A 24,612-nucleotide genomic window follows, 5' to 3' on the forward strand; every position below is an offset into this window, starting at 1 on the left:
TTATGTACTGTGCGGCAGAAAAATTTCAGCTTTGCGAAAAAATTTAAAAATATATGCCGCGGGCATAGAATATAAACTTGCAGTTTGATATAATAACTAATGTAGCAGTATTTAAGAAATGGGTGATGTTTTTGCTGACTAATATTAACAGCCTCATCAAAACCATCGGCATCCTTGATGTTATAGATATTTTGGTGGTGGCGTATTTTCTTTTCAGAATATACTTAATGCTGAAGAACACAAGAGCCGCTGTGCTTGTAAAGGGCCTTTTAACTTTGGGCGCCATTATGTTTATAAGCCGCTGGCTTAATCTGCATGTTATCAGCTGGGTGCTGGAAAAAAGCATGACGGTGCTTATTGTTGCACTGCCGATAGTTTTTCAGCCGGAGCTGCGCCGCGCGCTGGAGCAGATTGGCCGCGGCAGGCTTTTCCGCAAGCACGGCGAGCTTGACGAGTACGAAGTGGACGAAATGGTTAACTCCATCACTTCGGCTGCCATTGTAATGGGACGTCGCAAAATAGGCGCGCTGATTGTTGTTGAACGCGAAATAGGGCTTGAAGAACGTATTGAAACCGGCGTTGCCATTGACGGCCTTATCAGCGACAGCCTGCTTTTAAATATTTTTGAAAAAGATACCCCGCTGCATGACGGCGCGGTAATTATCCGCGGCAACCGCATTGCCGCCGCAAGCTGCCTTTTGCCGCTGACGGAAATGCGCAACCTCAGCCAGGAGCTCGGCACGCGCCACAGGGCAGCGCTTGGCATATCCGAACAGTCCGACGCGGTAATTCTTGTTGTAAGTGAAGAAACAGGCACCATCTCGCTGGCGCGCAACGGCACTTTGCAGCGTTATTTAACTGCCGACGACGTAAAAGAGTTTTTAAAGGCTTCCATTACACGGCCCAAAGCCGATTTTAAACAGATGCTCCGTGAAAAAATCCGTGATTTAAGAGGTGACAAAAAGTGAAGCAGTTTTTTGAACGTGAGAATTTAATTCCGCGTATCGTCACCTTGATAGTGGCCTGCGGATTGTGGCTGTATGTTATGAGCGAGCAGAACCCGGTAATTGAGCGCGATTTTGTGGTTAAGCTGCAGCAACGCAACGTTGCCGAAAACATGGTTGTGCTTAATGCGCCTGATAACATTAAAGTTAAGGTAAGCGGCCAGCGCAGCCTTCTGGGCGGCGTAACGGAAAAAGAAGTTATTGCCTATATCGACTGCGACGGGCGCGACGTGGGGCAGCAGTATCTGCCGGTGCATGCCCAGTTCCCGGAAGGGCAGGTTGTAGAAGTTTACCCGAATAATATTTATGTTTATCTTGATAAAATAAGCGAACGCACCATGCCGGTTGAAACCGTTGTAATAGGTCTGCCTGCCAACGATTACGCACTCAGCAAGCAGGATGTTTCGCCGCAGACGGTGCAGGTACGCGGCGCAGGGCACCGCCTTGACGCTATGGTAAGGGTTGTTGCGCCTGTTGATGTAAGCGACAAACAGCGCGATTTTGAAATTGACAGCCATTTAGTAGCAATAAGCGATACCGGCGCTGAAATGCACGATTTGGCCATTGAGCCTGCCGATGCAAAAATTAAGGCAACGCTGGTGCGCCAGATGATAACGGCGCAGATACCTGTTATTGTAAGTACGAGCGGTGAATTTGCCGACGGCAAAAAGCTTGAAAAGGCTGAATGTGTGCCCGAGAAAGTTAATATTCTGGCAGAACCTTCGCTGGTACACAGCATTGTTGCGCTGCATACCAAAAATGTGGATTTAAGCCAGCTGCGCTCCGACAGTACGATTGATGTGGAACTGGAACTGCCGGAAAGGGTAATGTGCGAAACCAAAACAGTTACGGTAAGGTTTATAACCGAAGATTAACAGGAGAGGTAAATGCTTCTAAGAATAAATAATGTAAGAATTCCGCTTGTGAGCGAGGCTTCGCTGCGTGAGGCCTCTGCCCGCAGGCTTGGCGTAAAAAAACAGGATATAGGCAGCATAAGGGTACTGCGGCGGGCCGTTGACGCCCGCCGTAAAAGCAATATCGTTATAAATTACCACGTGCTGGCGGATATTGACGCACCGGCGCGCCTTGTAAACCGCCTTCTGCGCGATAAGGACGTAACACGATTTAAGGAAGAACCGGCACCGCTGCCGGTGTTCGGCACGGAAAAAATGCAGGAGCGCCCTGTCGTTATCGGCGCGGGCCCGGCGGGGCTTGTGGCTGCGCTTGAACTTGCGCGTTACGGTTACAGGCCGCTTTTACTGGAACGCGGCAAAAAAATAGCCGAACGTGTGGATGACGTTCAGCGTTTTTGGAAAAAGGGCGAGTTTGACCCCGACAGCAATGTGCAGTTTGGCGAAGGTGGCGCTGGTACGTTCAGCGACGGCAAGCTAACCACGCGCGTTAATGACCCAGTGATGAATGATATTTTAAAACTGTTTGTAGAGGCCGGTGCGCCGGAAGAAATACTGTGGGAGCAAAAGCCCCACGTCGGCACGGACAGGCTGCGCGCCATGGTTGCCGGTTTAAACAAAATGATAGCAGGCCTGGGCGGCGAAATACGCTTTAATACGCGCGCTGCCGGTTTTATTATTGAAGATAACGCCGTTAAAGGCGTGATAACGCAGACCGGTGAAAAAATTTACGCACCGGCAGTTATTTTGGCGTGCGGGCACAGCGCCCGTGACACTTATGCCATGCTGGCAGAAAATAAAATTGCTGCCGAAGCCAAGGCATTTGCCATCGGTGTGCGCATTGAACACCCGCAGGAACTGATTGACCGCGCGCAGTACGGTGAGTTTGCCGGGCATCCGAAGCTCGGCGCGGCAGATTATGCCGTTGTATGGCATAACCTTGAAAGCACGCGCACGGCGTATTCTTTTTGCATGTGCCCGGGCGGGCAGGTTGTTGGCGCGGCCAGCGAAACAGGCGGCGTTGTTGTTAACGGCATGAGTATGTACAAACGCGACAGCGGCATTGCCAACAGCGCGTTGGTGGTTAACGTAAGCCCGGAAGATTTTGGGCATAACCCGCTGGACGGCGTGGAGTTTCAGCGCAGGTGGGAACGCCTGGCGTTTAAATGCGGCGGCGAAAAGTTTTACGCACCGGCGCAGAATTTTAAAACGTTTTTAAGCGGTTCGGCGCCTTCGGCAGAGAGCCTTGTTAAAGCAAGCTGCCTGCCGGGTATAACGGCGTGCGATTTGAATATGGTGCTGCCTGATTACGTTACGGCTACGCTGCGCGGCGGCATTAAAGCCTTTGGGCAGCGCCTTGCCGGGTTCGACGACGGCGGCGCGCTTTTAACGGGCGTTGAAACAAGAACCAGCGCCCCGCTGCGCATTATCCGCGGCAGCGATAAGCAGTCGGTATCGCACAAAGGGCTGTACCCCTGCGGCGAAGGTGCGGGCTACGCCGGCGGCATTATGAGTGCCGCACTTGACGGCTATCACGTGGCGCGTGCCGTTATGGAGCGTTTTGCACCATTATAATTATTGCTTATTCAGGCAAAGCCTGCTATAATACATGCGGTGAAAAGAATTAAACTTTACATATAAATGGAGGTTTTAAAATGGCTCGTTTATTCGGTACTGACGGTGTACGCGGCATTGCCAACGTGGAACTTACACCGGAACTTGCTTTTAAACTTGGGCGCGCTGCTGCGTCTTACTTTGGCAGGGAAACACGCAACCCTAAAATCATTATCGGGCGCGACACACGCCTTTCCGGCACCATGCTGGAAGCTGCGCTTGCGGCAGGTATCTGCTCTGCGGGCGGCAACGCGCACCTTTTAGGTGTAATTCCTACGCCGGCTGTTTCGTATTTAACTTCCAAACTGCATGCCAATGCCGGTGCGGTAATTTCTGCTTCGCACAATCCGTTTGAAGACAACGGCATTAAGTTCTTCTCGCAAACCGGGCACAAGCTGCCCGACGCCGTGGAGGATGAAATTGAAGCCATGGTTGCCGCAGAACACGACAGCAGCAAAAACCCGAGCGGTTCTTCCGTTGGGCGCGTTATTAACGAAGAAGCCATGGATAAGCTTTATATCGACCATATCATCAGCACTGCGCCGACCAAATTAAACGGCTTAAAGGTTGTTATGGACTGCTCCAACGGTGCCAACAGCCTGATTGCGCCGGTAATTCTGCGTACTTTGGGCGCGCATGTTATTACCATTTTTAACCAGCCTAACGGCATTAACATTAATAATGGCTGCGGCAGTACGCATCTTGAGGCTTTGCAGGCCAAAGTGCTGGAAGAAGGCGCAGACGTGGGCATTGCCAACGACGGCGACGCCGACCGCTGCCTTGCCGTTGATGAAACAGGCAGACCGCTTGACGGCGACCAGATTATGCTTATCTGCGCATTGGAACTGATGAAAAAGAAAGAGCTGCACGATAATGTGCTTGTAACAACCGTTATGAGTAACGTTGGCCTGCACAAAGCAATGGCAGAACATGGCGGGCGCTGCGTAAAAACCAATGTAGGCGACCGTTATGTGCTTGAAGAAATGCTGAAAGAAGGCTATAACCTCGGCGGCGAACAGTCCGGGCATATTATTTTCAGCAAATTTGCCAAAACCGGCGACGGCATTTTAACAGCCGTACAGCTGCTTTCGGCAATGGTTAAAAACAACAAGCGACTTTCTGAACTCGGTGCGCTTATGACCAAATACCCGCAGATTCTTCTTAACGTACGCGTTAAAAACAAATACGGCTGGGAAGAAAACGAAGCCATTAAAGCCGTTATAAAAAAATATCAGGACGAACTGGGCGACAACGGGCAGGTACTCGTGCGTGCATCCGGCACCGAGCCGTTAATCCGCATTATGGCGGAAGGCCCCGTGCAGGAACGCCTGGAGAAAATTGCCGACAGCATCGGCGAAGTTGTTACGCGCGAGCTGGGCTGAATTTAGATTGACCGTATTGTAAAAATATAGTAAAATAAAGTAGCTGCAAAGGTGCCGCATGGGACAGCCAGGCCTGTGCGGCACAAAATGTATGTGCAGCAACCAAGCGCAAGTGCCGCTTTTAGCGGCAGACGAGGCGGAGGTTTATCGATTAGTCAGCGGGTGCCTCCCGGCCGGCTGCGGGCCGTAAGCAGACTGACAAAGCCCCATGGCAACGTGGGGGACAAAGCAGCTGCGGCAGAACTGGCAAATAACCTTTAGGAGGATTTTAATATGTGTGGTATTGTTGGTTACGTAGGCAATGCACAGGCTGCGCCGTTTTTGCTGGACGGAATGAGCAAGCTGGAATACCGCGGTTATGATTCCGCCGGTATTGCGGTTTACGAAAAAGGCAAAATCAGGGTTGAAAAATGCGTGGGCCGCCTTGACGCCCTGCGCCATAAGCTGGAAGGCAGAATGCCTGAAGGCAGCATGGGCATTGGCCATACACGCTGGGCAACTCACGGCAGGCCGTCCGACCGCAACTCCCATCCGCATACGGATGAAAGCGGTGATTTTGTTGTTGTACACAACGGCATTATCGAAAACTACCTGATGCTGAAAGAAAAACTCATTGCCAAAGGGCAGAAATTTTCTTCCGACACCGATACGGAAATTGTAGCGCATTTATTTGCCGATTTTTACGAAGGCGATATGGAAGAAGCCGTTAAAAAAGTTTTAAAAACCATTGAAGGCTCTTATTCTTTGGTATTTATGTGCGCGGCAGAGCCGGATAAACTCATCTGCACTAAGAAGGACAATCCGCTGATTATCGGCCTTGGCGAAGGAGAAAACTTTATTGCCTCCGATATTCCGGCGATTATTGCCAAAACCCGCCGCACCTACATTATGAGCGACGGCGAAATTGCCACCGTTACCAAGGACGGCGTTTGGGTGCAGGACATTAACGGCACGCCGATTACCAAAAAAGTTTTTGAAGTTAACTGGAATGCCGAAGCTGCTGAAAAAGGCGGTTTTGAGCATTTTATGCTGAAAGAAATTTACGAACAGCCAAAAGCAATTAAAGATACCATGCGCGGGCGTTTAGCCGAAAACGGCACGGAAATTAACTTTACCGAGCTTGGCTGGACTCCGGAAGACTTTACCGGCATCAGCAAAATCTTTATTGTTGCCTGCGGCACGGCTTATCATGCAGGCATTGTCGGCAAATACTATCTGGAAAATCTGGCGCGCATCCCTGTTGAAGTGGATATCGCCAGTGAATTCCGTTACCGTAACCCGCTGGTTGACGCCAACTGCCTGACTATTGTTATCAGCCAGAGCGGCGAAACCATTGATACCCTGGCAGCTTTGAAAGAAGCCAAACGTCTTGGCAGCCGTACTTTGGCAGTTACTAACGTTGTAGGTTCTTCCATTGCGCGTGAGGCAGACCAGGTTGTTTACACCTACGCAGGGCCGGAAATTGCCGTTGCTTCCACCAAAGCATACACTACCCAGCTTTTGGTAATGTTAATGCTTGCCGTTTACGTTGGCCGCCTGCGCGGAACCTTGGACGGCAATAAAGCGGACGCACTTGCAAAAGGTCTGCATAAGGTTCCGGAACAGCTGCACGACATGCTGGAAAATGTTGACCAGATTAAAGTTTTTGCACGCCACTACGGCAGCAGTCTGGACGCATTCTTCCTTGGCCGCAGCCTGGATTATGCTGTTGCCCTTGAAGGTGCGCTGAAACTGAAGGAAATCAGCTATATTCATGCTGAAGCATATGCTGCCGGTGAACTTAAACACGGCACTTTGGCACTTATTGTTGAAGGTGTGCCGGTAATTGTGCTGGCAACACAGGAAGATGTTTACGACAAGACCGTAAGCAATTTGCAGGAGGTTAAGGCGCGTGAAGCCATGGTTATTGCCATTGCCCTTGAAGGTGATGACAGCATTGCCAAATATGCAGACCATGTTATTTACATTCCGCGTGCGGATAAAGAGCTGGCGCCGATACTGGCCGTGCTGCCTTTGCAGCTTTTGGCTTACTATGCCGCCCTTACAAGAGGCTGCGATGTTGATAAACCGCGTAACCTTGCAAAATCGGTAACAGTAGAATAACAAGTTTAACCATAACCCTGCCTGTAAAAAGGGCAGGGTTATTTTGTAGTTGGGAAAATGTGTCAAAAATTTCACAAAAGGGGTTGCCAAAATCACGAAGTTAGCGTATACTAACTAAAGAGTTACGTAAGCGTAAACTGTTAAAAGAAATAACAGAGGAAACAAGGCAACTCGCGTTATAAAAAGCAGTTTGCAGTAGGCGTTCTCTAAAAAGTTTTTAGGAGGAACCCGCAATGAAAAAATCTTTAGTTTTAGCAATGGCAATGGCTCTTGGCGTTACCGCAAGCGCTTATGCCGCAAACCCTTTCAGTGATGTACCGGCAGGCCACTGGGCTTATGACGCAGTTAACAAACTGGCTGCAGAAGGTGTTGTAGACGGTTACCCCGATGGCACTTACGGCGGCGATAAGCTGATGACCCGCTACGAAATGGCACAGATTGTAGCAAAAGCAATGGCCAAAGGCGCTAATGTTGATAAACTGGCAGCAGAATTTGCTGATGAACTCGACAGCCTCGGCGTACGCGTTGCTAACCTTGAAAAGAAAGCAGACAACGTAAAAATTACCGGCGAAGTACGCGCGTCCTACCGTGATGTTGACACTGAGGCTGCTGGTCATGACGGACACGAAGGTCTTTTGCGTTCCCGTTTATGGGTAAACGGCCAGATTAATGAGGACTGGAGCTACACCGGTATGTTCGAAAACAATCAGGATTTTGGCAACAAAACCGGCGATGAAAAAATTGACTTTGCCCGCGCTTATGTAGAAGGCCGCGTTGGCGGACTTGACGTGGTTGCAGGCCGTTACAACGAAGTTACCTTCACCGGCAACATCCTTGATGCCAACATGGATATGGCAAAAGTATCCTACGGCGACAAAGTAAAAGTATCTGCACTGGCAGGTAAAGCTTATGATACTGCTGATAATGTTTTTGACGGCAACGGCAATAAAAAATACACTTTGCAAGACGATGATAGAATTTATATCGGCAGCATTGAAGCAGCACTGGGCGATGTTGATGCTTATGTTGCATACTTTAAAACCGATTCTTCGCTTGAAAAAGAAATCTGGAACGTTGGCGCAAGCTACGGCTTTGGCGATTTTACCCTGAGTGCTGAATATATGCGCGGCGACAAAGAACATTATGCAAATGCAGGTAAAGACGGCTGGTGGGCAGACCTTGCTTGGAAAGGCGCTGAAGCAGACCAGCCGGGCAGCTACGGTATTCATGCAGGCTACTATGACCAGAGCGTAAATGCTTACATTATGCCGACTACCGATGCCGAATATTTTGATGATGGCTATAAAGGCTGGAACGTAGGCGTAAGCTATACCTTTGCCAAAAACATTGTAGGCATGGTTAACTACTGGGATATGGAATCTCAGACCACTAACGAAGATGCACAAACCATCTTCTCCGAACTGTACTTCATGTTTTAATTAACAGATACAGCAAATAATTTTTTATTTCTCTCAAAAGGGAGCAGTTTCAGGGCTGCTCCCTTTTGCTGTTTGTAAGCAGCTTTAGAAATTCTGCTAGCGGCAGCAGGTGTTTTAAGTGATGCCTGCAAAGTTAACGGCAAAGCCCTGCTTACGGCACTATCTCAGTTTAGAGATAGTGCCCGTTTGCATAAAATTGTCAGGCAACACTGCTAACTTACTGCTGCTTTTCCTGCTCCCTTACTTTTTCACAAGACTGTCAGGTTTTACTGCTTACGTACGTTAGAATTTAGGGAACAAGGTAGATTATATATAATAATCTTTGAATTACTTAAGAACAAGGTAGGAACGTAATACGGCAAAGAAAAGAACAAGAGAAAAAACAGGCAAAAAAGAGAACAAGAAAAGAAACTCTCACCCACATAAACGGATTTTTAACCCCGAAAATTTACCTGCGGCGAAAAAATATTTAAAAAATTTTTGGCTATGGTAAATTTTTTTAGCTTTTATAGCGTTTATATGGCTGAGAGGAGTTGTTAAAGTGATTGTTGTAAATCCTGTTCAAATCGATTACCAAAAGCTGGCGGAGGTGGCAAAGCGCAGCCGCGGCAAAATAAACCGCATTTACCTGCACTGGACGGCGGGGCACTATGACGATGTTTATGACGATTACCACATCAACATCGGCGCAGGCGGCGAGCTGTACCTAACCTGCGAAGATTTTACGGAGCTTAAAGCGCATACCTGGCGGCGCAACACGGGCAGCATCGGCATAGCCATGTGCTGTGCGGCAGGCGCAACGGCTATCCGCGGAAGCGAAACAGATTTTGGCAAAGAACCGCCGACCCAGCAGCAGATTGAAGCAATGGCGAAAACTGTGGCGGTGCTAACGTATGTGCTGGGGCTTGAAATAAAGCTGCTGACGGTTACTACGCACTGCGAAGCTGCACTTTTTGACGGCTACGGCCCGCACAGCGGCGACCCGGATACCCGCTGGGATTTATGGTATCTGCCGGACAGGCCGCTTTACGGCGGGCTGGTGCCGGGCGGCAATGTTATCCGCGGCAAAGCGCTGTGGTACAGGCAGTTTATCGGCAGGCGCGATTATGTCTTAACGCAGGCGGCTAAATAGTGTATAATAAGGGCAGACTACTTTTGGGAGGATTTTATGAGCGAACCGAGTATAGAAGAAATCCGTGAGGCGCTGGACGGCTGGGAGTTTTTAAAAGAGCTGCCGGAAGAAATTAACGGCTTTACCCTGCATCAGGACCGAACGATTGACGGGCAGGTGCTGAATATTGCTTCATACCGCAATGACGCTGTGCGCTGCCGTCTGGATATAACTTATACATCCGAAACTTTTGACTATGTGCCCGTAAAAATTGCCGGGCTGCACCAGTGCCGCGATATACGTTATTTTTTCCGCAGCCGTGAGCGCTTTGCCGAACATGTGAAGGACAAACTGCCTGCGCTGGTGCATGATATAGACATCCGCACAAGGCACGATTTGGGCGTGATTATTAAAGAAACGGGCCTGCCTGAATGGACGTACGGCGAAAAGCTGCCGGAAAAGATAGGCCGCTTTGGGCTTTTTATACGCCCAGAAAACGCGATTGAATATATTAACGGCAGTATTATTTTTTTGGATTATACGGATTTTGCCACGGGCGACCAGCTGGTATTTTTGTATAACCGTTTCCGTGATGAATTTTTTGCCGAAACCAAGCATGCCCTGAAACCTGACAATATTACGGATTTTGATGCTAAAAGCCTGCCTCAGCTTGAGGCGCTGCTTGATGAAAAGCTGGAAGGTTTTTTACTTAATTTTAAATAATCTGTAATAAATTTAACTTAAAGGGTTGACAGTAGGCCGTAAATAACATATAATATCGAATGTAGCTTTTATGGCCCGGTGGTTCAGTTGGTTAGAATGCCGCCCTGTCACGGCGGAGGTCGTGGGTTCGAGTCCCATCCGGGTCGCCATTGCCTCGGTAGCTCAGTTGGTAGAGCAAAGGACTGAAAATCCTTGTGTCCACAGTTCGATTCTGTGCTGAGGCACCATTTGCGGAAATAGCTCAGTGGTAGAGCACCTCCTTGCCAAGGAGGGGGTCGCGAGTTCGAATCTCGTTTTCCGCTCCATTATTACGGCGACATAGCCAAGCGGTAAGGCAGAGGTCTGCAAAACCTTTATCCCCGGTTCGATTCCGGGTGTCGCCTCCATATTCATGCCGGAGTGGCGGAATTGGCAGACGCAAGGGACTTAAAATCCCTCGGGGAGTGATCCCCGTACCGGTTCAAGTCCGGTCTTCGGCACCAATGGTAAATACACAGCAGTACTCGAAAGAGTGCTGCTTTTTTGTATACAAAAAAGCCCATGAAATTTGCTCCATGGGCTTTTGCTTATGTTATGGGAAGTTTTATGTTGTAGAGTTAACAGGTTTTAACGGGACAACGGCAAGAGTTTTGCCGAGCGGAGCGAGCAGTTTTAAAATAGTTGCTATTTGCGGATTGGTAGTACCTTTTTCTATTCTGGCAATGACAGGCTGTTTGATACCTGTTATATTTTCCAATTCTTTTTGAGTAAGGCCTTTTTCACGGCGCGCTTTGATAAGTTCACCGATAATGGCGACACGTAAGTCACTGGCAGCAATTTCTTCGGGTGTAAAAAGTTCTTTTCGTGCTTCTTCCCAACTTATACCGACTGCTGGATTGTTTTTAAGTAAATCTTTTTCCATTATTCAAGCCCCCTTTGCCTGATTTCAGATAATTCCTTTTTAGCTTTTTCAATTTCTGCTTTTGGTGTTTTTTGAGTCTTTTTCATAAAAGTATGCAATAGTACAAAACTGTTATCAATCCAGGCGGCAAATAAAATTCTGTCGCGCAGTGGGCGGAGTTCCCAAATTTCACCTTCAAGATGTTTTAAATAAGGTTCGCCGATTTGTGTTCCGTAAACACTTAAAGCCTGAATATAATCATTTATTTTTGAAGATTTGATTCTGCTGTCTTTATCATTTTTTGTTTTTAGTTTTTTGATATAATCAAAAACAGGATAATTACCCTTGCGGTCTTTATAAAAATAGATTTTATACAAATTTGCAGCTCCTCTCGCAATTATTATAACTTAAAAGTTATAAGCAGTCAATAACTTTTAAGTTATTAAATATAACAGAGCAAAAAATAAGGCTTTACCGCCGGTATCGACAGTAAAACCTTATAACTGAAAATATTTGAGATTATTGAAATTTGTAAAAATACATGAAATTAATAATGTTTATAACGCACTTATCTGTCATGCGGGTCAAAATCCAAAAAGCTGTCGCCGCCGCAAATGGGGCAGACGGGGCTTTTAAAGAAAAAATAATAAATGGCGTAAAACAGCAGCCAGCTGCCGCCTGTAAAAAAATGTCAGCAAAAGCAAAATAAAGTAATTAACTTTCTTTTCGGGTTTTATCATGCGGTGGCAGTAGTTGCAGTATTTCAACGTAATCACCTCGTTTTATTCAGGGGTTATCCGGTTTATATTCTAACTTTATCTTACACTAAATTGATGTAAAAATAAATGACACAGCAAAATTTTTATAATGAGATTTGATTATTAGAATAAATTTTTATTTTACTGTTTACTGCGCTTTTACAGCTTCTTTACGGCGTTTTGTTGACATTGCTTTTTAAAAATAATATAATAGATTAGTCGCATAGGAAGCTGCGGCGTTATTATTTTTTAGCATTACCCTGCTGCCGTGAGCAGCCAGCAAGAGAGGAAGAAAGACTTTTATGATAAGAAACGATTTGCGTAATATTGCAATTATTGCCCACGTTGACCACGGCAAAACAACCCTTGTAGATGCCATGCTGAAACAGAGCGGCATTTTCAGGGCCAATGAACATGTTGAAGAACGCGTTATGGACTCTAACGCACTGGAACGTGAACGCGGCATTACTATTTTGGCAAAGAACACGGCTGTAATGCACAACGGCACTAAAATTAATATTCTCGATACCCCGGGCCATGCCGATTTCGGCGGCGAAGTAGAACGCGTGCTCACCATGGTTGACGGCGTGCTGCTGCTTGTAGATGCTTACGAAGGCCCTATGCCGCAGACCAAATATGTTCTGCGCAAAGCGCTTGAACGCAATTTGAAACCTATTGTTGTTATTAATAAAATCGACCGCCCCGACCAGCGCGTAAACGAAGTTATTGACGAAGTTCTTGATTTGTTCATTGAACTGAACGCCAACGACGACCAGCTGGAATTCCCGGTTGTTTTAACCTCTGCCCGCAACGGCATTGCCAAACTTTCCATGGAAGATGAAAGCGACAACCTGGAACCTTTGTTCCGCGTAATTTTAGAGAACATTCCCGCACCGGACGTTGATACCGAAGCTCCGCTGCAAATGCTTGTTAATACGCTTGACTACGACGATTATGTAGGCCGCATTGTTGTAGGCCGTGTTGTACGCGGTACCATTCACAACGGCGAAAACATTATGCTGATGGACAATAGCAGTAACCGCAAGGCTAAAATCGGCCGCCTGTATACCTATCAGGGCTTAAAGCGTGTTGAAGTTGACGAAGTTGCCGCAGGCGATATCGTTGCTTTAATCGGCCTTGCCGACGCTAATATCGGCGATACCATTGCCGACGCCGAAAACCCCGAAAAACTGGAAGGTATCAGCATTGACGAGCCTACTCTTTCCATGGTATTTTCCGTTAATACCAGCCCGTTTGCAGGCCGCGAGGGCGAATTTGTAACAAGCCGCCATCTGCGTGAGCGCCTGTTTAAAGAAGTTAAAACCAATGTTGCCATGAGGCTTGAAGAAACGGAAAGCCCGGATTCTTACATTGTTAAGGGCCGCGGCGAGCTGCACCTTTCCATTTTAATTGAAACCATGCGCCGCGAAGGCTACGAATTACAGGTTGGCAAACCGAAGGTTATTACCCACCGCGACGAAGAAGGCAATTTGCTTGAGCCTATGGAAGCGCTGACTATTGATGTGCCGCAGGACTTTATGGGCGCCGTTATGGAAGGCCTTGGCCTGCGTAAGGCAGAGCTCCAGAACATGACCGAAATGGCTGGCTACCTGCGTATGGAATTTTTAATTCCGGCGCGCGGCCTTATCGGCTTCCGCAACCAGTTCTTAACCGATACCAAAGGCAACGGCATTATGAACCACGTGTTTGCAGGCTATGCGCCTTATAAAGGCGATATTCCGGGCCGTACCCGCGGCAGCCTTGTTGCTTTTGAAGCCGGTGAAACCACTTCTTACGGCATCAGCAACGCACAGGAACGCGGCACCATGTTTATCGTGCCGGGCGAACAGGTTTACGAAGGCCAGATTATCGGCGAAAACAGCCGTGAAGATGATATGGACGTTAACCCCTGCAAGAAAAAACATGTCAGCAATATGCGTGCTTCCGGCAGTGATGAAGCAATCCGCCTGATTCCGCCCAAAACCTTCTCTCTGGAACAGGCTCTGGAACACATTAACGACGACGAACTTGTAGAAGTAACACCCAAAAGCATCCGTATGCGCAAGAAAATCCTCGACAGGGTTGAACGCGGCAGACTGCGTGCGCGCAATAAACAATAAATTTTTGCCAAAAGCAGGATTTAAAAATTTTTTGTAGAAGTATTAACAGCACATTAGCTGAAATATGAATTTGGATGGAGGCACAGGAGATGGATTTAAAAAACACTGCTTTAAAGTTTTGGCATACAGATACTGAAGAAGTTGGCTACGGCGGGCCTTGCCTTGTAAAATCCGGGCATATGGATATTCTGGTGCGTACCCCGCGCCAGTTCAGCGATGTGCGTGAATATGCAGATGCGCTGATGAGCGGCTCCACGCTGATGATTTCTTTTGAAGCTGTGGACTGCGTAATGCGCAACCGTATTTTCGATTACCTTAACGGTGTAAGCTATATTATCGGTGCGCGCGTATCCAAAGTGCAGGACGATATGCTTTTGTATGCTCCTTCTTCCGTAGAAATAAACAAAGAAGCAGGTAAAAAATCTTCCCGCTCCTGGCTTGGCAGATAATAAATAAAACTTTTAACGCCTGACGGTTAATGCCGCCAGGCGTTTTTATGTAGGCTTGTTTTTGTAAAGTTTGTAACTGTATGCGGCAGCTTTTGGCGGCGATATGCAAAAAAATTGCCGCTGTTTATGGCTGCGGCAGGTATTTTGCATAGTTTAAGCGAATAATATACTTTATAAGTTTATTTAAATTTTTGATGGGAGATGATGATATGCCGTATTTGCTTTTTACATTAATTATCAGTATTATTGTGGCGGTATTTGCAGTGCAGAACGCTGCTGATGTAACGGTTGGCTTTTTGATGTGGACGGTGCAGACCAGCCTTGTTGTGGTAATTTTGGGCGCTGCGCTTTTGGGCGCGCTGGCCATGGGCTTTTTTACGCTGATGCTGAAAGCCAAGCACTATTTGTATAACAAGAGCCTGAAATTTGAAATTGACCAGCTGAAAAAAGAAAATGCCAAATTAAAAGAAGAAAAAGAAATGCTTATGCACAGCCAGCGCAATAAAGAACTGGAAAAACCTGCGGAAGAAGCTGTTAGCAAAGCATGAAGAAACATAAAATATGGCAGTTTAACGAATTTAACAGGGAAGAAGCGGAAAAACTGGCGCAGCAGGCAGGCGTTTCGCCGCTGGTGGCAGGCATTTTGCTGAACCGCGGCATAAAAGATGCCAAAAGCGTGCGTGAGTTTTTATACGGCAGCGCCGAGCCTTACCACGACCCGTTTTTAATGAAGGATATGCCCAAAGCGGCAGAGCGTATCCTGCGCGGCATTGATGCCGGCGAACGCATTACGGTTTACGGCGATTATGATGTGGACGGCATCAGCGCAAGCTCGCTTTTATATTTGTTTTTAAAAGACTGCGGAGCAGATGTTAACACTTACATACCGGAGCGAAAAAGCGAAGGCTACGGGCTGAATATTGACGCGCTTAACCACCTGGCCGAAGCCGGGACGACGCTTGTTGTAACGGTGGACTGCGGCATCAGCGCGGTAAAGGAAATTGCAGGCGCGCCAAAAACGCTTGATATTGTGGTAACTGACCATCATACGCCGCCGGAGGTTTTGCCGGAGGCTTACGCGCTGGTAAATCCGCATCAGAAGGACTGCAATTACCCGTTTGAGCATCTTTCCGGCGTGGGCGTGGCCTTTAAGCTGTGCCAGGCGCTTTATAAAATGCGCTTTCCGGATGAGCCGTTGTGGGACGGCAACACCGAGTTTGTGGCTTTGGGCACGGTGGCCGACATTGTGCCGCTGTGGGGCGAAAACCGCGCGCTGGTTAAGCACGGGCTTAAAAAGATGGAAACAACGGAAAACATTGGGCTGAAGGCGCTGATAGAAAAGAGCCGCTGCCCGGTTAAGGATATAACTTCCGAAAATATCGGTTTTATACTGGCGCCGAGGCTTAACGCCGTTGGCAGGTTGGAGCACGCGCAGCTGGCGGTGGAGCTTTTAACGGCGCAGGATGAAGCGCGTGCGGCGGAAATTGCCGAAGCGCTGAACGAAGAAAACACGCTGAGGCAGAAAATAAGCCGTGAGATTTTTATGGATGCCGAAAAAATGCTGGCACAGTATGAACACATTGATACGGCGATTGTGCTGGCAAAGGAAGGCTGGCACGCAGGCGTTATCGGCATTGTGGCGTCGCGCCTGGTAGATAAGTACCATTTGCCGGTAATACTTATAAGCATCGATGGCGAGGTTGCCAAGGGCAGCTGCCGCAGCATACCGAGCCTTGATTTGTACCGTGCCATTGATGCGTGCAGCGGGCTTTTAGTACAGTTCGGCGGGCATCATCAGGCGGCGGGGCTGACGGTAAAAACGGCAAATATAGAGGAGTTTAAGCGGCAGTTTCGCGCAGAGGTGGCGCGTACCTTAAAGCCGGAAGATTACCTGCCTGTGCTTAACGTAGACCTTTTGGTAGATAAAGATTACGTGCTTGATGTGCCGCTTTTAAACGAACTTAAGCTGCTGGAGCCTTACGGCAGCAGCAACCCGGCGCCGCTGTTTGCGTTTAAGGGCGCTGCGGTGCGTTATGCCAAAATTTTCGGTGCGGAAAATACGCATCTGCGTTTTTCTGTTTTGTACGGCGGGCAGCCTTACCAGTGCCTGATGTGGGGCGGAGCGGAAAATTACCCCTGCATGTATAACGGCGCAGAGGCAGACCTTGTGTTTATGCCGAAAATTAATGTATGGCAGGATAAGGAAAACGTTAATTTGCAGGTTGTTGATTTTTCCCAGAAGCTGGCAATTTACGATTACCGGCACGAAGAAATTAACAAGCAGGCCTTTGTAAAAAAACTTTTGCAAACCGAAAGTGATATACTTATTTATGTTAACGATAAAAAAGCCTTTTTGGAAAATACGGATATAGATGCAGCGTTTGTAAGGGAATACGGCAGCAGCGATGCGGCGCGCACCGTGGTGCTGTATGATTTGCCGGAGTGCGATGTTGCCGGATTTGCAGCATCGTTAAAAAAAGGCAGCCTTGGTTGCAGTTTATTTCTGTTGTATAATAATGTTGATTACGATAATGCGGTTGAAGTGCTGTTCAGGCGCTGCCCCAACCGCCTGCATCTGGCGGAAGCCTATAAAAAAATGGCCTGCCGCCTGAAAAAAGAAGTAATTGCTGATGAAGCCGTGCTTATTGCCGAATGCGGCATGGAAGAAATTTATTTAACGGTGTTTGAAGAACTGAATTTCATCAGCCGCAGCGGCGGCAAAGTGAGCATGGCCGCCGTCAGAAAAAATAATCTGGAAAATTCTCCTGCCTTCAGGCAGGCTGAAGAAACCGGCCGTAGGATTTACAGGCAGTACCGTGCCAATATGCTTGCCTCTCCGCAGGTAATAGCGGGCGGGCACGGAATTTGATTGGGTAAGGATGTGGTTATATGCCGGAAACACATGTAATTAGCGTCGAAGAATTCTTCGAAATGATAAAAAAATATCTTAATGATAACCAGGTGGCATTTGTACATAAGGCCTATGACGTAGCTGCCAAAGCCCATGCCAATCAGCGCCGTAAATCGGGCGAGCCGTATATTATTCATCCGCTGGGCGTGGCCACGATACTGGCAGAGCTGCAAATGGACGAAACCACGCTTGCCGCTGCTTTTTTGCATGACGTTGTTGAAGATACCGAAACCACGCTTGACCAGTTAAAGGAAATGTTCGGCGTGAAGGTGGCAGACCTTGTAGACGGCGTTACCAAGCTCGGCAAAATCGAATACATCAGCAAAGAGGACCAGCAGATTGAAAACTACCGCAAAATGTTTCTGGCCATGGCCAAGGACATACGCGTTATTATGATTAAGCTGGCCGACCGCCTGCACAACATGCGCACCATGAAGTATATGCCGGTGCATAAGCAGCAGTCCATCTCGCGCGAAACAATGGAGGTTTACGCGCCGCTTGCACACCGTCTCGGCATTTACACCATTAAGTGGGAGCTTGAGGATTTGGCCTTCCGTTATATGGAGCCGGAAATTTACTATGACCTTGTAGAGCAGGTTAAAGTAAAGCGCCGCGAAAGAGAAGCCATGATTCACGAGGCAATGGCGGAAATTAAAGAGCATTTGGACGAGCAGCACATTAAGTGTGAAATTCAGGGACGCCCGAAGAATTTTTACAGCATTTACAAAAAAATGCAGCGCGACCATAAAGAACTCAGCGAAATTTATGATTTGCTGGCCATCCGTGTGCTGGTTGATACCGTTGCGGACTGCTATGGCACGCTGGGCGTTGTGCACAGCCTGTGGCGCCCGATTCCGGGGCGCGTAAAGGATTACATTGCCGTGCCGAAATCCAATATGTACCAGTCGCTGCACACCACCGTGCTGTACCATAACGGGCAGCCGCTGGAAATCCAAATCCGTACTTTTGAAATGCACCGCATTTCTGAGTTTGGTATTGCGGCGCACTGGCGTTATAAAGAAAGCGGCGGCAAGAGCAATATGCCGTCCGGCGGCGACAAGGACTTTGAAGCCAAACTTTCCTGGCTGCGCCAGCTTTTGGAATGGCACAAGGATATGAGCGATTCGCGCGACTTTGTAAACACGGTAAAAATGGATGTTTTTGCCGACGAAGTATTCGTGTTTACGCCGCGCGGCGATGTTATCGACCTGCCTGTCGGCAGTGTGCCGATTGACTTTGCTTACCGTATTCATACGGACGTAGGCAACCGCTGCGTTGGTGCGAAGGTTAACGGGCGCATTGTGCCGCTCGATTACAAATTAAGCAACGGCGATATCGTCGAAGTTATCACCTCCAAACAGGCCACCGGCCCGAGCCGCGACTGGATGAACATTGTCGGTTCTTCCGATACGCGCAACAAAATCCGTTCGTGGTTCAAAAAGGAGCGCCGCGAAGAAAATATCGCCAAAGGGCGCGAGATGCTTGAAAAAGAAACCAAGCGCCTCGGTTACGATATTAAAGTGCTGCTTAAGGCAGACAAGCTTAAAACAGTGGCAGCCTCGTTCCGCCTGGATGGCGAGGAAGCTCTGTATGCCAGCGTGGGCTACGGCGGCGTAACGCTTAACGGCGTTATGAGCAAGCTGGTTGAGCTTTATAAAAAAGAGCAGAAGCTTACAGTTACCAAGGACCTTTCGCAGCTTCTGGCAGAACTTAAGCCTCGCCGCAGCAAGGCCAAGGCCAGCCACGGCATTCTCGTTAAAGGCGAGGAGGGCATTATGGTTAAACTGGCGCGCTGCTGCAACCCGATTCCGGGCGACCCGGTTATAGGCTATATTACGCGCGGCAGCGGCATTTCCGTACACCGCACGGACTGCCCCAACGTGTTAAGCAACAATCCGGACGAGCAGCGCCGTTTGATTGAGGTATCGTGGGATATTACTACCGATGCCGTTTATAAAGTTAACATTGTTATCAACGCTTCCGACAGGCCCGGCATGATGGCAGACATTATGCAGGTTACAAGCGAAGCCAAGCTGAACATTAACGCGCTTAACTGCCGCACCGACAAGCATAAAAACGCTTACATCACCATGGGGCTGGATATAAGCAATCTGGAGCAGCTTGATAACATTATGAATAAAATAAAACGCATGAAGGGCGTTTACAGTGTTGAACGCCAGGTTTCTTCAAGCGTGCACCACCTTTAATAAACCGCTTTACAGGAGGATTTAGATGAAAATTATCGCAATGGAGGTTGGCTATATTGCCACCAACTGTTACATTGTAGTTAACGAAGAAACGCACCACGGCGTTATTATCGACCCGGGCGGAGATGCAGGCCGCATTATGGAAGCCGTGCAGAAAGAAAACCTTACCGTTGACGCCATATTTTTAACGCACGGCCACGGCGACCATATTATGGCGCTGGCAGAAGTTGCTGAAAAGACCGGCGCTCCGGTGTATATCAGTAAAGAAGATGCGCCGATGCTGACAGACCCTGTGGGCAGCCTTGCCGCTTATATCGGCGGGGGAGCGCTTAAAAAAGCAGCCGATAAGTTTTATGCCGATGGCGACGAAGTGGAAGCAGCCGGCATTAAGTTTAAAGTGCTGGCAACACCGGGGCATACTCCCGGCGGCGTATGCCTTTTAACCGGCGGCGTTGTGTTCTGCGGCGATACAGTTTTTGCCGAATCAATCGGCAGGACGGATTTTCCCGGCGGTTCATACAAACAGCTTTTACAGTCCATTAAAGAAAAAATTCTTCCGCTTGACGACGACGTTAAACTTTTGCCGGGCCACGGGCCTGCTACTACGGTAGGATGGGAGAGACGCAGAAATCCGTTTCTGCAGTAACAGATGATTAAAGATTTCAGCACATTACGCAACAGCACCGCTTTTAAAGTGGCTGTGGCGGCATTTATATCGTTTATATTTTACCTGTTGGGCAACTTTCTGCTGCCGATACTTTTGGCGGTGGGGCTGGCATTTTTGCTGCACCCCGTTACCAAACTGTTCGGCAAAATTACGCTCGGGCGCGGCACAATCCATCTTTCGCGCGTGGTAACAATTTTAATGGCGTTTGTGGCCTTCGGGGTTATTGTGTTCTGCGCCGTAACCTTTATTATTTTGCCGCTGTTCGGGCAGATTAACGCCCTTGTAGGCAAAATACCTGACTATACCACCAAAATGGATGCCGCAACTTTTGACTGGCTTTTGGAAGACCCTGCCAATTACCCGCGCCTGCCGCATAATATAGAAAGCCTTTTCGATTATATTACCAGCTGGCTGATGGGCTTTGTGGCAGCGGTTTTGCGCAACCTGTTAAAATCGACGCTTGATATTATTGCCAATCTTGTCGGGCTTATTGTAGTTCCTTTCCTGGCATTTTACTTTTTAAAAGACTGGCGCGACCTGCGCGCAATGCTGATTAACTTTTTCAGCTATGAAGCGCAGCCGCGTGTGGCGCATATTATTGATGAAATAGGCATAACCTTAAGCTGCTACATTCAGGGGCTGGCACGCCTGAGCCTTATTGCAGGCTTTTGCATAGCCGTTGGCACAACTATTTTGGGTATTCATTATCCGCTTGTTTTTGGCCTGCTTGCCATCCTTGCGGAAATGGTGCCGGTTGTAGGGCCGCTTATCGGCGCCGTGCCTGCGGTGTTTATAGCTTATTCGCAAAGTCCGCAGTCGGCCTTTTATGTGGCGCTGTTTTATCTGGTGTTCTACCAGTTTGATGCCAATGTTTTAATGCCGCGCATTATCGGCAGAAAGATTGATTTGCATCCGGTAATTTTAATTTTAAGCCTTTTAATCGGCGCCAAGCTGTACGGCATTTTGGGTATGCTGTTTGCCGTGCCTGTTGCCGCTGTGTACCGCGTTTTGTATAAAGAGCTGTGGCACAGCACTGACGAAGCACTGGAAGAAGCAACTCCCGCGCAGTTTGACGAAAGCCGCAAAAAATAAAATTACGGTCTTAACGGGCCGTATTTTTATTTTTAACCTTATTTTTACACCGCAAGCCAAAGTTTTTGCTGTTGGTGTTGAATAATGCGCCTTAATTGTGGTACAATATTTAAGTATGTAAACTTATGGATTTGCCGCAGAAGGCAGTGAGGAGGAATCAGCTTGCTTACTACTGCGCCAAGAGGCACAAAAGATATACTGCCGCAGGAAATTGAAAACTGGCGGTATGTAGAAGCCGTTATGCGCCGTATTTGCGCGCAATATGGCTATAAAGAAATAAGAACGCCGGTATTTGAGCATACCGAGCTGTTTAAACGCGGCATTGGCGATACCACCGATGTTGTTGAAAAAGAAATGTATACTTTTACCGACCGCGGCAACCGCAGCATTACACTGCGCCCGGAAAATACGGCGTCTGCCGTGCGCGCTTTCTGCGAACACAAGCTTTATGCAGAGCCTGCGCCGACCAAGCTGTATTATATCGGGCCGATGTTCCGCTACGACCGTCCGCAGGCAGGTCGTTACCGCCAGTTCCACCAGTTTGGCATTGAAGCGCTGGGGGTGGATACACCGGCGATTGACGCCGAGGCAATTTTACTTGCCGTTACCATTTTAAAGGAACTGGGCTTAAAGGATTTGCACTTGAAAATCAATTCCGTAGGCTGCCCCAAATGCCGCCCGCAGCACAGAGCCAAATTGCAGGATTATTTCCGCCCGCATCTGGAAGAATTGTGCGACGACTGCAAATCGCGCTTTGAGCGCAACCCGCTGCGCCTTTTGGACTGCAAAGTACCGCATGACCATGAACTTGCAGCCGGTGCGCCGAGCCTTGGTGACTGTCTGTGCGAAGAATGCCGCGAGCATTTTGAAGGCGTAAAAAAACTTTTAACTGCCGCAGGCATTGATTTTGAAGTGGACAACACACTGGTGCGCGGGCTTGATTATTACACCAAAACCGCGTTTGAAATTCAGTATGTGCCGCTGGGAGCGCAGAGCGCTGTATGCGGCGGCGGACGCTATGACGGCCTTGTTAAGGAAATCGGCGGTCAGGATGTTTCCGGTATCGGCTTTGCCATGGGCATGGAACGCATCCTTCTGGCGCTTGAAAGCCAGAACCTTTTGCCGGAGCATAAAGACGGCATCGACGCTTTTATCGTCTGCCCCAATCAGGATAATTTTGAACTGGCCTTTAAAACCGCTATCGCCTTAAGGCAGGCGGGGCTTAAAACCGAGTTTGACTTTATGGCGCGCAGCATGAAAGCGCAGATGAAGCAGGCCGGGCGCCTGAACGCCAAATTTGCCGTTATTTTTGGCGACGGCGAACTGGAACGCGGTACCGTAACCTTAAAGAATATGGCAAACAGTACACAAACAGAAATTCCTGTTGATGAAATAGTAACAATTTTACAAACAGAGGTGCAAAAGTATGAGTAATTTGAAACGCAATCATTATTGCGGCACGCTTGCCAAAGCCGACAACGAAAAAGAAGTTGTGCTTTGCGGCTGGGTTGCCAAAAGACGCGACCACGGCGGACTGATTTTTATTGACCTGCGCGACCGCAGCGGCATTGTGCAGGTAGTGGTTGACCCCGACCACGCCGGTGAAGATTTTGCCAAGGCAGAAGCTATCCGCAGCGAATACGTTATTAAAGTGCACGGCGTTGTACGCCTGCGCAGCGAAGAAACCATCAACCCCAACCTTGCTACCGGCGAAGTTGAAGTTGTAGCCAAAGAGCTGGAAGTTTTAAACAGCGCCAAAACTCCTCCGTTCTACATTCAGGACGGCATTGACGTTGACGAAAACCTGCGCCTTAAATACCGTTATCTGGACCTCCGCCGTCCGGAAATGCAGCGCAATTTAATGCTGCGCCATAAAGTTACCAAACTGATGCGCGATTATATGGACAATCATGATTTCTGCGAAATTGAAACTCCGATGCTGACCAAGAGCACTCCGGAAGGCGCACGCGATTACCTCGTACCGAGCCGCGTAAACCCCGGCAAGTTCTATGCTCTGCCGCAGTCCCCGCAGATTTTCAAACAGCTTTTGATGGTAGCAGGTATGGAACGCTACTTCCAGATTGTACGCTGCTTCCGCGATGAAGACCTGCGTGCCGACCGTCAGCCGGAATTTACCCAGCTTGATATTGAAATGAGCTTTGTTGACGCCGACGATATTATGGATATGACCGAAGGTTTAATCCGCCACGTATTCAAAGGCGCGCTTGGTGTTGACCTGCCGGAAAAATTCCAGCGCATGACCTGGGACGAAGCTATGGACAAATACGGCAGCGATAAACCTGACCTGCGTTTCGGCATGGAGCTTATCAATATGACCGAAGCCGTTAAAGGCAGCGAATTTAAAGTATTTAACGATATTATTGATAAAGGCGGCATTGTTAAAGCCATTAATGTTAAGGGCGATGCCGGTATTCCGCGCCGCGAACTGGACGGGCTGGTTAATTTTGTTGCCATTTACGGCGCCAAAGGCCTTGCCTGGATGCAGATTCAGCCGGACGGCAGCGTAAAATCCCCGATTGCCAAATTCTTCAGCGAAGAATACCTTGCAAACATTCTCAAAACCGCTGAAGCAGAACCGGGCGACCTGCTGCTCTTTGTTGCCGACAAGCCTTCTGTTGTTGCAGCTGCTCTCGGCGCACTGCGTATCGAAATGGCAAAACGCCGCGGCCTTATCGACGAAAACAAACTGGCCTTCACCTGGGTTGTTGATTTCCCGATGTTTGAATACAGCGAAGAAGAAAAACGCTATGTTGCAATGCACCATCCGTTCACCTCTCCGCGCGAAGAAGATATTCCTCTGCTTGCCACCGACCCCGGCAAAGTATATGCCAAAGCTTACGACATGGTACTTAACGGCACCGAAATCGGCGGCGGTTCCATCCGTATCCACAGACGCGATGTGCAGGACGCAGTATTCCATGCTATCGGCCTGAGCGAAGAACAAGCACAGGAAAAATTCGGCTTTATGATGGGCGCGTTTGAATACGGTGCTCCACCGCACGGAGGACTTGCTTTCGGCCTCGACCGTTTGGTAATGATTATGGCAAAACGCGATTCCATCCGCGACGTAATTGCTTTCCCGAAAACCCAGAGCGCAAGCGATTTGATGTGCCAGGCTCCGAACGACGTAGAAGAAAAACAGCTGCGCGAGCTGCACATCCGCACCGTGCTTGTAAAAAAATAAGCTGATTTGCTTTAAGCGTGCTGTAATTTATGGCAG

The 24,612-nt window shown here is 48.5% G+C and carries 19 protein-coding genes and 5 tRNA genes; 22 read left to right on the forward strand and 2 right to left on the reverse strand.

The genetic code is table 11. The features are described from left to right. Positions 1 to 131: 131 nt before the first annotated feature. The 13 genes from cdaA (at position 132) to M3079_RS00830 (ending at position 10,769) form a co-directional block, all read left to right on the forward strand. Positions 132 to 968, forward strand: a complete 837-nt coding sequence (gene cdaA / locus M3079_RS00770) for a diadenylate cyclase CdaA (RefSeq protein WP_249076634.1) — start codon at positions 132 to 134, stop codon at positions 966 to 968. Then, positions 965 to 1,879 (forward strand): CdaR family protein, encoded by a 915-nt coding sequence (locus tag M3079_RS00775; RefSeq protein ID WP_021716857.1) that lies wholly within the window; start codon positions 965 to 967, stop codon positions 1,877 to 1,879. Before cdaA ends, M3079_RS00775 begins: the two co-directional genes overlap by 4 nt. Positions 1,880 to 1,891: 12 nt before the next feature. Beyond that, complete coding sequence (locus M3079_RS00780) at positions 1,892 to 3,490, forward strand: FAD-dependent oxidoreductase (RefSeq protein ID WP_249076635.1); 1,599 nt, start codon at positions 1,892 to 1,894, stop codon at positions 3,488 to 3,490. A gap of 80 nt (positions 3,491 to 3,570) precedes the next feature. Next, positions 3,571 to 4,911 carry a phosphoglucosamine mutase gene (gene glmM, locus M3079_RS00785; protein ID WP_249076636.1) on the forward strand — a complete coding sequence of 447 codons (1,341 nt, stop codon included), beginning with the start codon at positions 3,571 to 3,573 and terminating at the stop codon, positions 4,909 to 4,911. Between the two features lie 273 nt (positions 4,912 to 5,184). After that, complete coding sequence (gene glmS, locus M3079_RS00790) at positions 5,185 to 7,014, forward strand: glutamine--fructose-6-phosphate transaminase (isomerizing) (protein ID WP_249076637.1); 1,830 nt, start codon at positions 5,185 to 5,187, stop codon at positions 7,012 to 7,014. Positions 7,015 to 7,247: 233 nt separating this feature from the next. Then, positions 7,248 to 8,453 (forward strand): S-layer homology domain-containing protein, encoded by a 1,206-nt coding sequence (locus M3079_RS00795; protein WP_249076638.1) that lies wholly within the window; start codon positions 7,248 to 7,250, stop codon positions 8,451 to 8,453. Between the two features lie 541 nt (positions 8,454 to 8,994). After that, positions 8,995 to 9,585, forward strand: coding sequence for an N-acetylmuramoyl-L-alanine amidase (locus tag M3079_RS00800; protein ID WP_249076639.1), 591 nt, complete (start codon positions 8,995 to 8,997; stop codon positions 9,583 to 9,585). Between the two features lie 36 nt (positions 9,586 to 9,621). Continuing rightward, the gene (locus M3079_RS00805; protein ID WP_249076640.1) at positions 9,622 to 10,287 is read left to right on the forward strand and encodes a hypothetical protein; all 666 of its coding nucleotides are present in this window, start codon (positions 9,622 to 9,624) and stop codon (positions 10,285 to 10,287) included. A 72-nt stretch (positions 10,288 to 10,359) separates the two neighbouring features. Next, positions 10,360 to 10,436, forward strand: a tRNA-Asp gene (locus tag M3079_RS00810). 2 nt (positions 10,437 to 10,438) lie between these two features. Next, positions 10,439 to 10,514 (forward strand) — tRNA-Phe (locus tag M3079_RS00815). 3 nt (positions 10,515 to 10,517) lie between these two features. Next, positions 10,518 to 10,592 (forward strand) — tRNA-Gly (locus M3079_RS00820). Between the two features lie 7 nt (positions 10,593 to 10,599). Further along, positions 10,600 to 10,673, forward strand: a tRNA-Cys gene (locus M3079_RS00825). 7 nt (positions 10,674 to 10,680) lie between these two features. Beyond that, a tRNA-Leu gene (locus M3079_RS00830) sits at positions 10,681 to 10,769 on the forward strand. A gap of 101 nt (positions 10,770 to 10,870) precedes the next feature. Here the strand turns inward: M3079_RS00830 and M3079_RS00835 are convergent. Then, positions 10,871 to 11,188: a helix-turn-helix transcriptional regulator gene (locus M3079_RS00835; RefSeq protein WP_249076641.1), complete on the reverse strand. Its 318-nt coding sequence runs from the start codon at positions 11,186 to 11,188 to the stop codon at positions 10,871 to 10,873. After that, entirely contained in the window at positions 11,188 to 11,544 is a 357-nt protein-coding gene (locus tag M3079_RS00840) for a type II toxin-antitoxin system RelE/ParE family toxin (protein ID WP_249076643.1), read from the reverse strand. Before M3079_RS00840 ends, M3079_RS00835 begins: the two co-directional genes overlap by 1 nt. A 683-nt stretch (positions 11,545 to 12,227) precedes the next feature. On the opposite strand from M3079_RS00840, the gene typA reads away from it, so the two are divergent. The 9 genes from typA to aspS all read left to right on the forward strand — a co-directional run bounded on the left by typA (position 12,228) and on the right by aspS (position 24,576). Further along, complete coding sequence (typA, locus tag M3079_RS00845) at positions 12,228 to 14,045, forward strand: translational GTPase TypA (RefSeq protein WP_021716848.1); 1,818 nt, start codon at positions 12,228 to 12,230, stop codon at positions 14,043 to 14,045. An 89-nt stretch (positions 14,046 to 14,134) separates the two neighbouring features. After that, positions 14,135 to 14,494 (forward strand): cell division protein SepF, encoded by a 360-nt coding sequence (gene sepF / locus M3079_RS00850; RefSeq protein ID WP_021716847.1) that lies wholly within the window; start codon positions 14,135 to 14,137, stop codon positions 14,492 to 14,494. A 209-nt stretch (positions 14,495 to 14,703) separates the two neighbouring features. Further along, entirely contained in the window at positions 14,704 to 15,042 is a 339-nt protein-coding gene (locus tag M3079_RS00855; protein WP_021716846.1) for a LapA family protein, read from the forward strand. Continuing rightward, entirely contained in the window at positions 15,039 to 17,363 is a 2,325-nt protein-coding gene (recJ, locus tag M3079_RS00860) for a single-stranded-DNA-specific exonuclease RecJ (RefSeq protein ID WP_249076645.1), read from the forward strand. Before M3079_RS00855 ends, recJ begins: the two co-directional genes overlap by 4 nt. 20 nt (positions 17,364 to 17,383) lie before the next feature. Then, positions 17,384 to 19,612 (forward strand): bifunctional (p)ppGpp synthetase/guanosine-3',5'-bis(diphosphate) 3'-pyrophosphohydrolase, encoded by a 2,229-nt coding sequence (locus M3079_RS00865; protein WP_021716843.1) that lies wholly within the window; start codon positions 17,384 to 17,386, stop codon positions 19,610 to 19,612. Positions 19,613 to 19,637: 25 nt separating this feature from the next. Continuing rightward, entirely contained in the window at positions 19,638 to 20,258 is a 621-nt protein-coding gene (locus M3079_RS00870; protein WP_249076646.1) for an MBL fold metallo-hydrolase, read from the forward strand. A gap of 3 nt (positions 20,259 to 20,261) precedes the next feature. Next, entirely contained in the window at positions 20,262 to 21,371 is a 1,110-nt protein-coding gene (locus M3079_RS00875; protein WP_249076648.1) for an AI-2E family transporter, read from the forward strand. 162 nt (positions 21,372 to 21,533) lie between these two features. Further along, entirely contained in the window at positions 21,534 to 22,805 is a 1,272-nt protein-coding gene (gene hisS / locus M3079_RS00880; protein ID WP_249076649.1) for a histidine--tRNA ligase, read from the forward strand. After that, the gene (gene aspS, locus M3079_RS00885) at positions 22,798 to 24,576 is read left to right on the forward strand and encodes an aspartate--tRNA ligase (RefSeq protein ID WP_249076650.1); all 1,779 of its coding nucleotides are present in this window, start codon (positions 22,798 to 22,800) and stop codon (positions 24,574 to 24,576) included. The genes hisS and aspS overlap by 8 nt, the downstream gene beginning before the upstream one ends. The last annotated feature ends 36 nt before the right edge of the window (positions 24,577 to 24,612 follow it).

Source organism: Phascolarctobacterium sp. ET69 (assembly GCF_023336935.1).
In the GTDB taxonomy this organism is placed as follows: Bacteria; Bacillota; Negativicutes; order Acidaminococcales; family Acidaminococcaceae; genus Fusicatenibacter_A; species Fusicatenibacter_A intestinipullorum.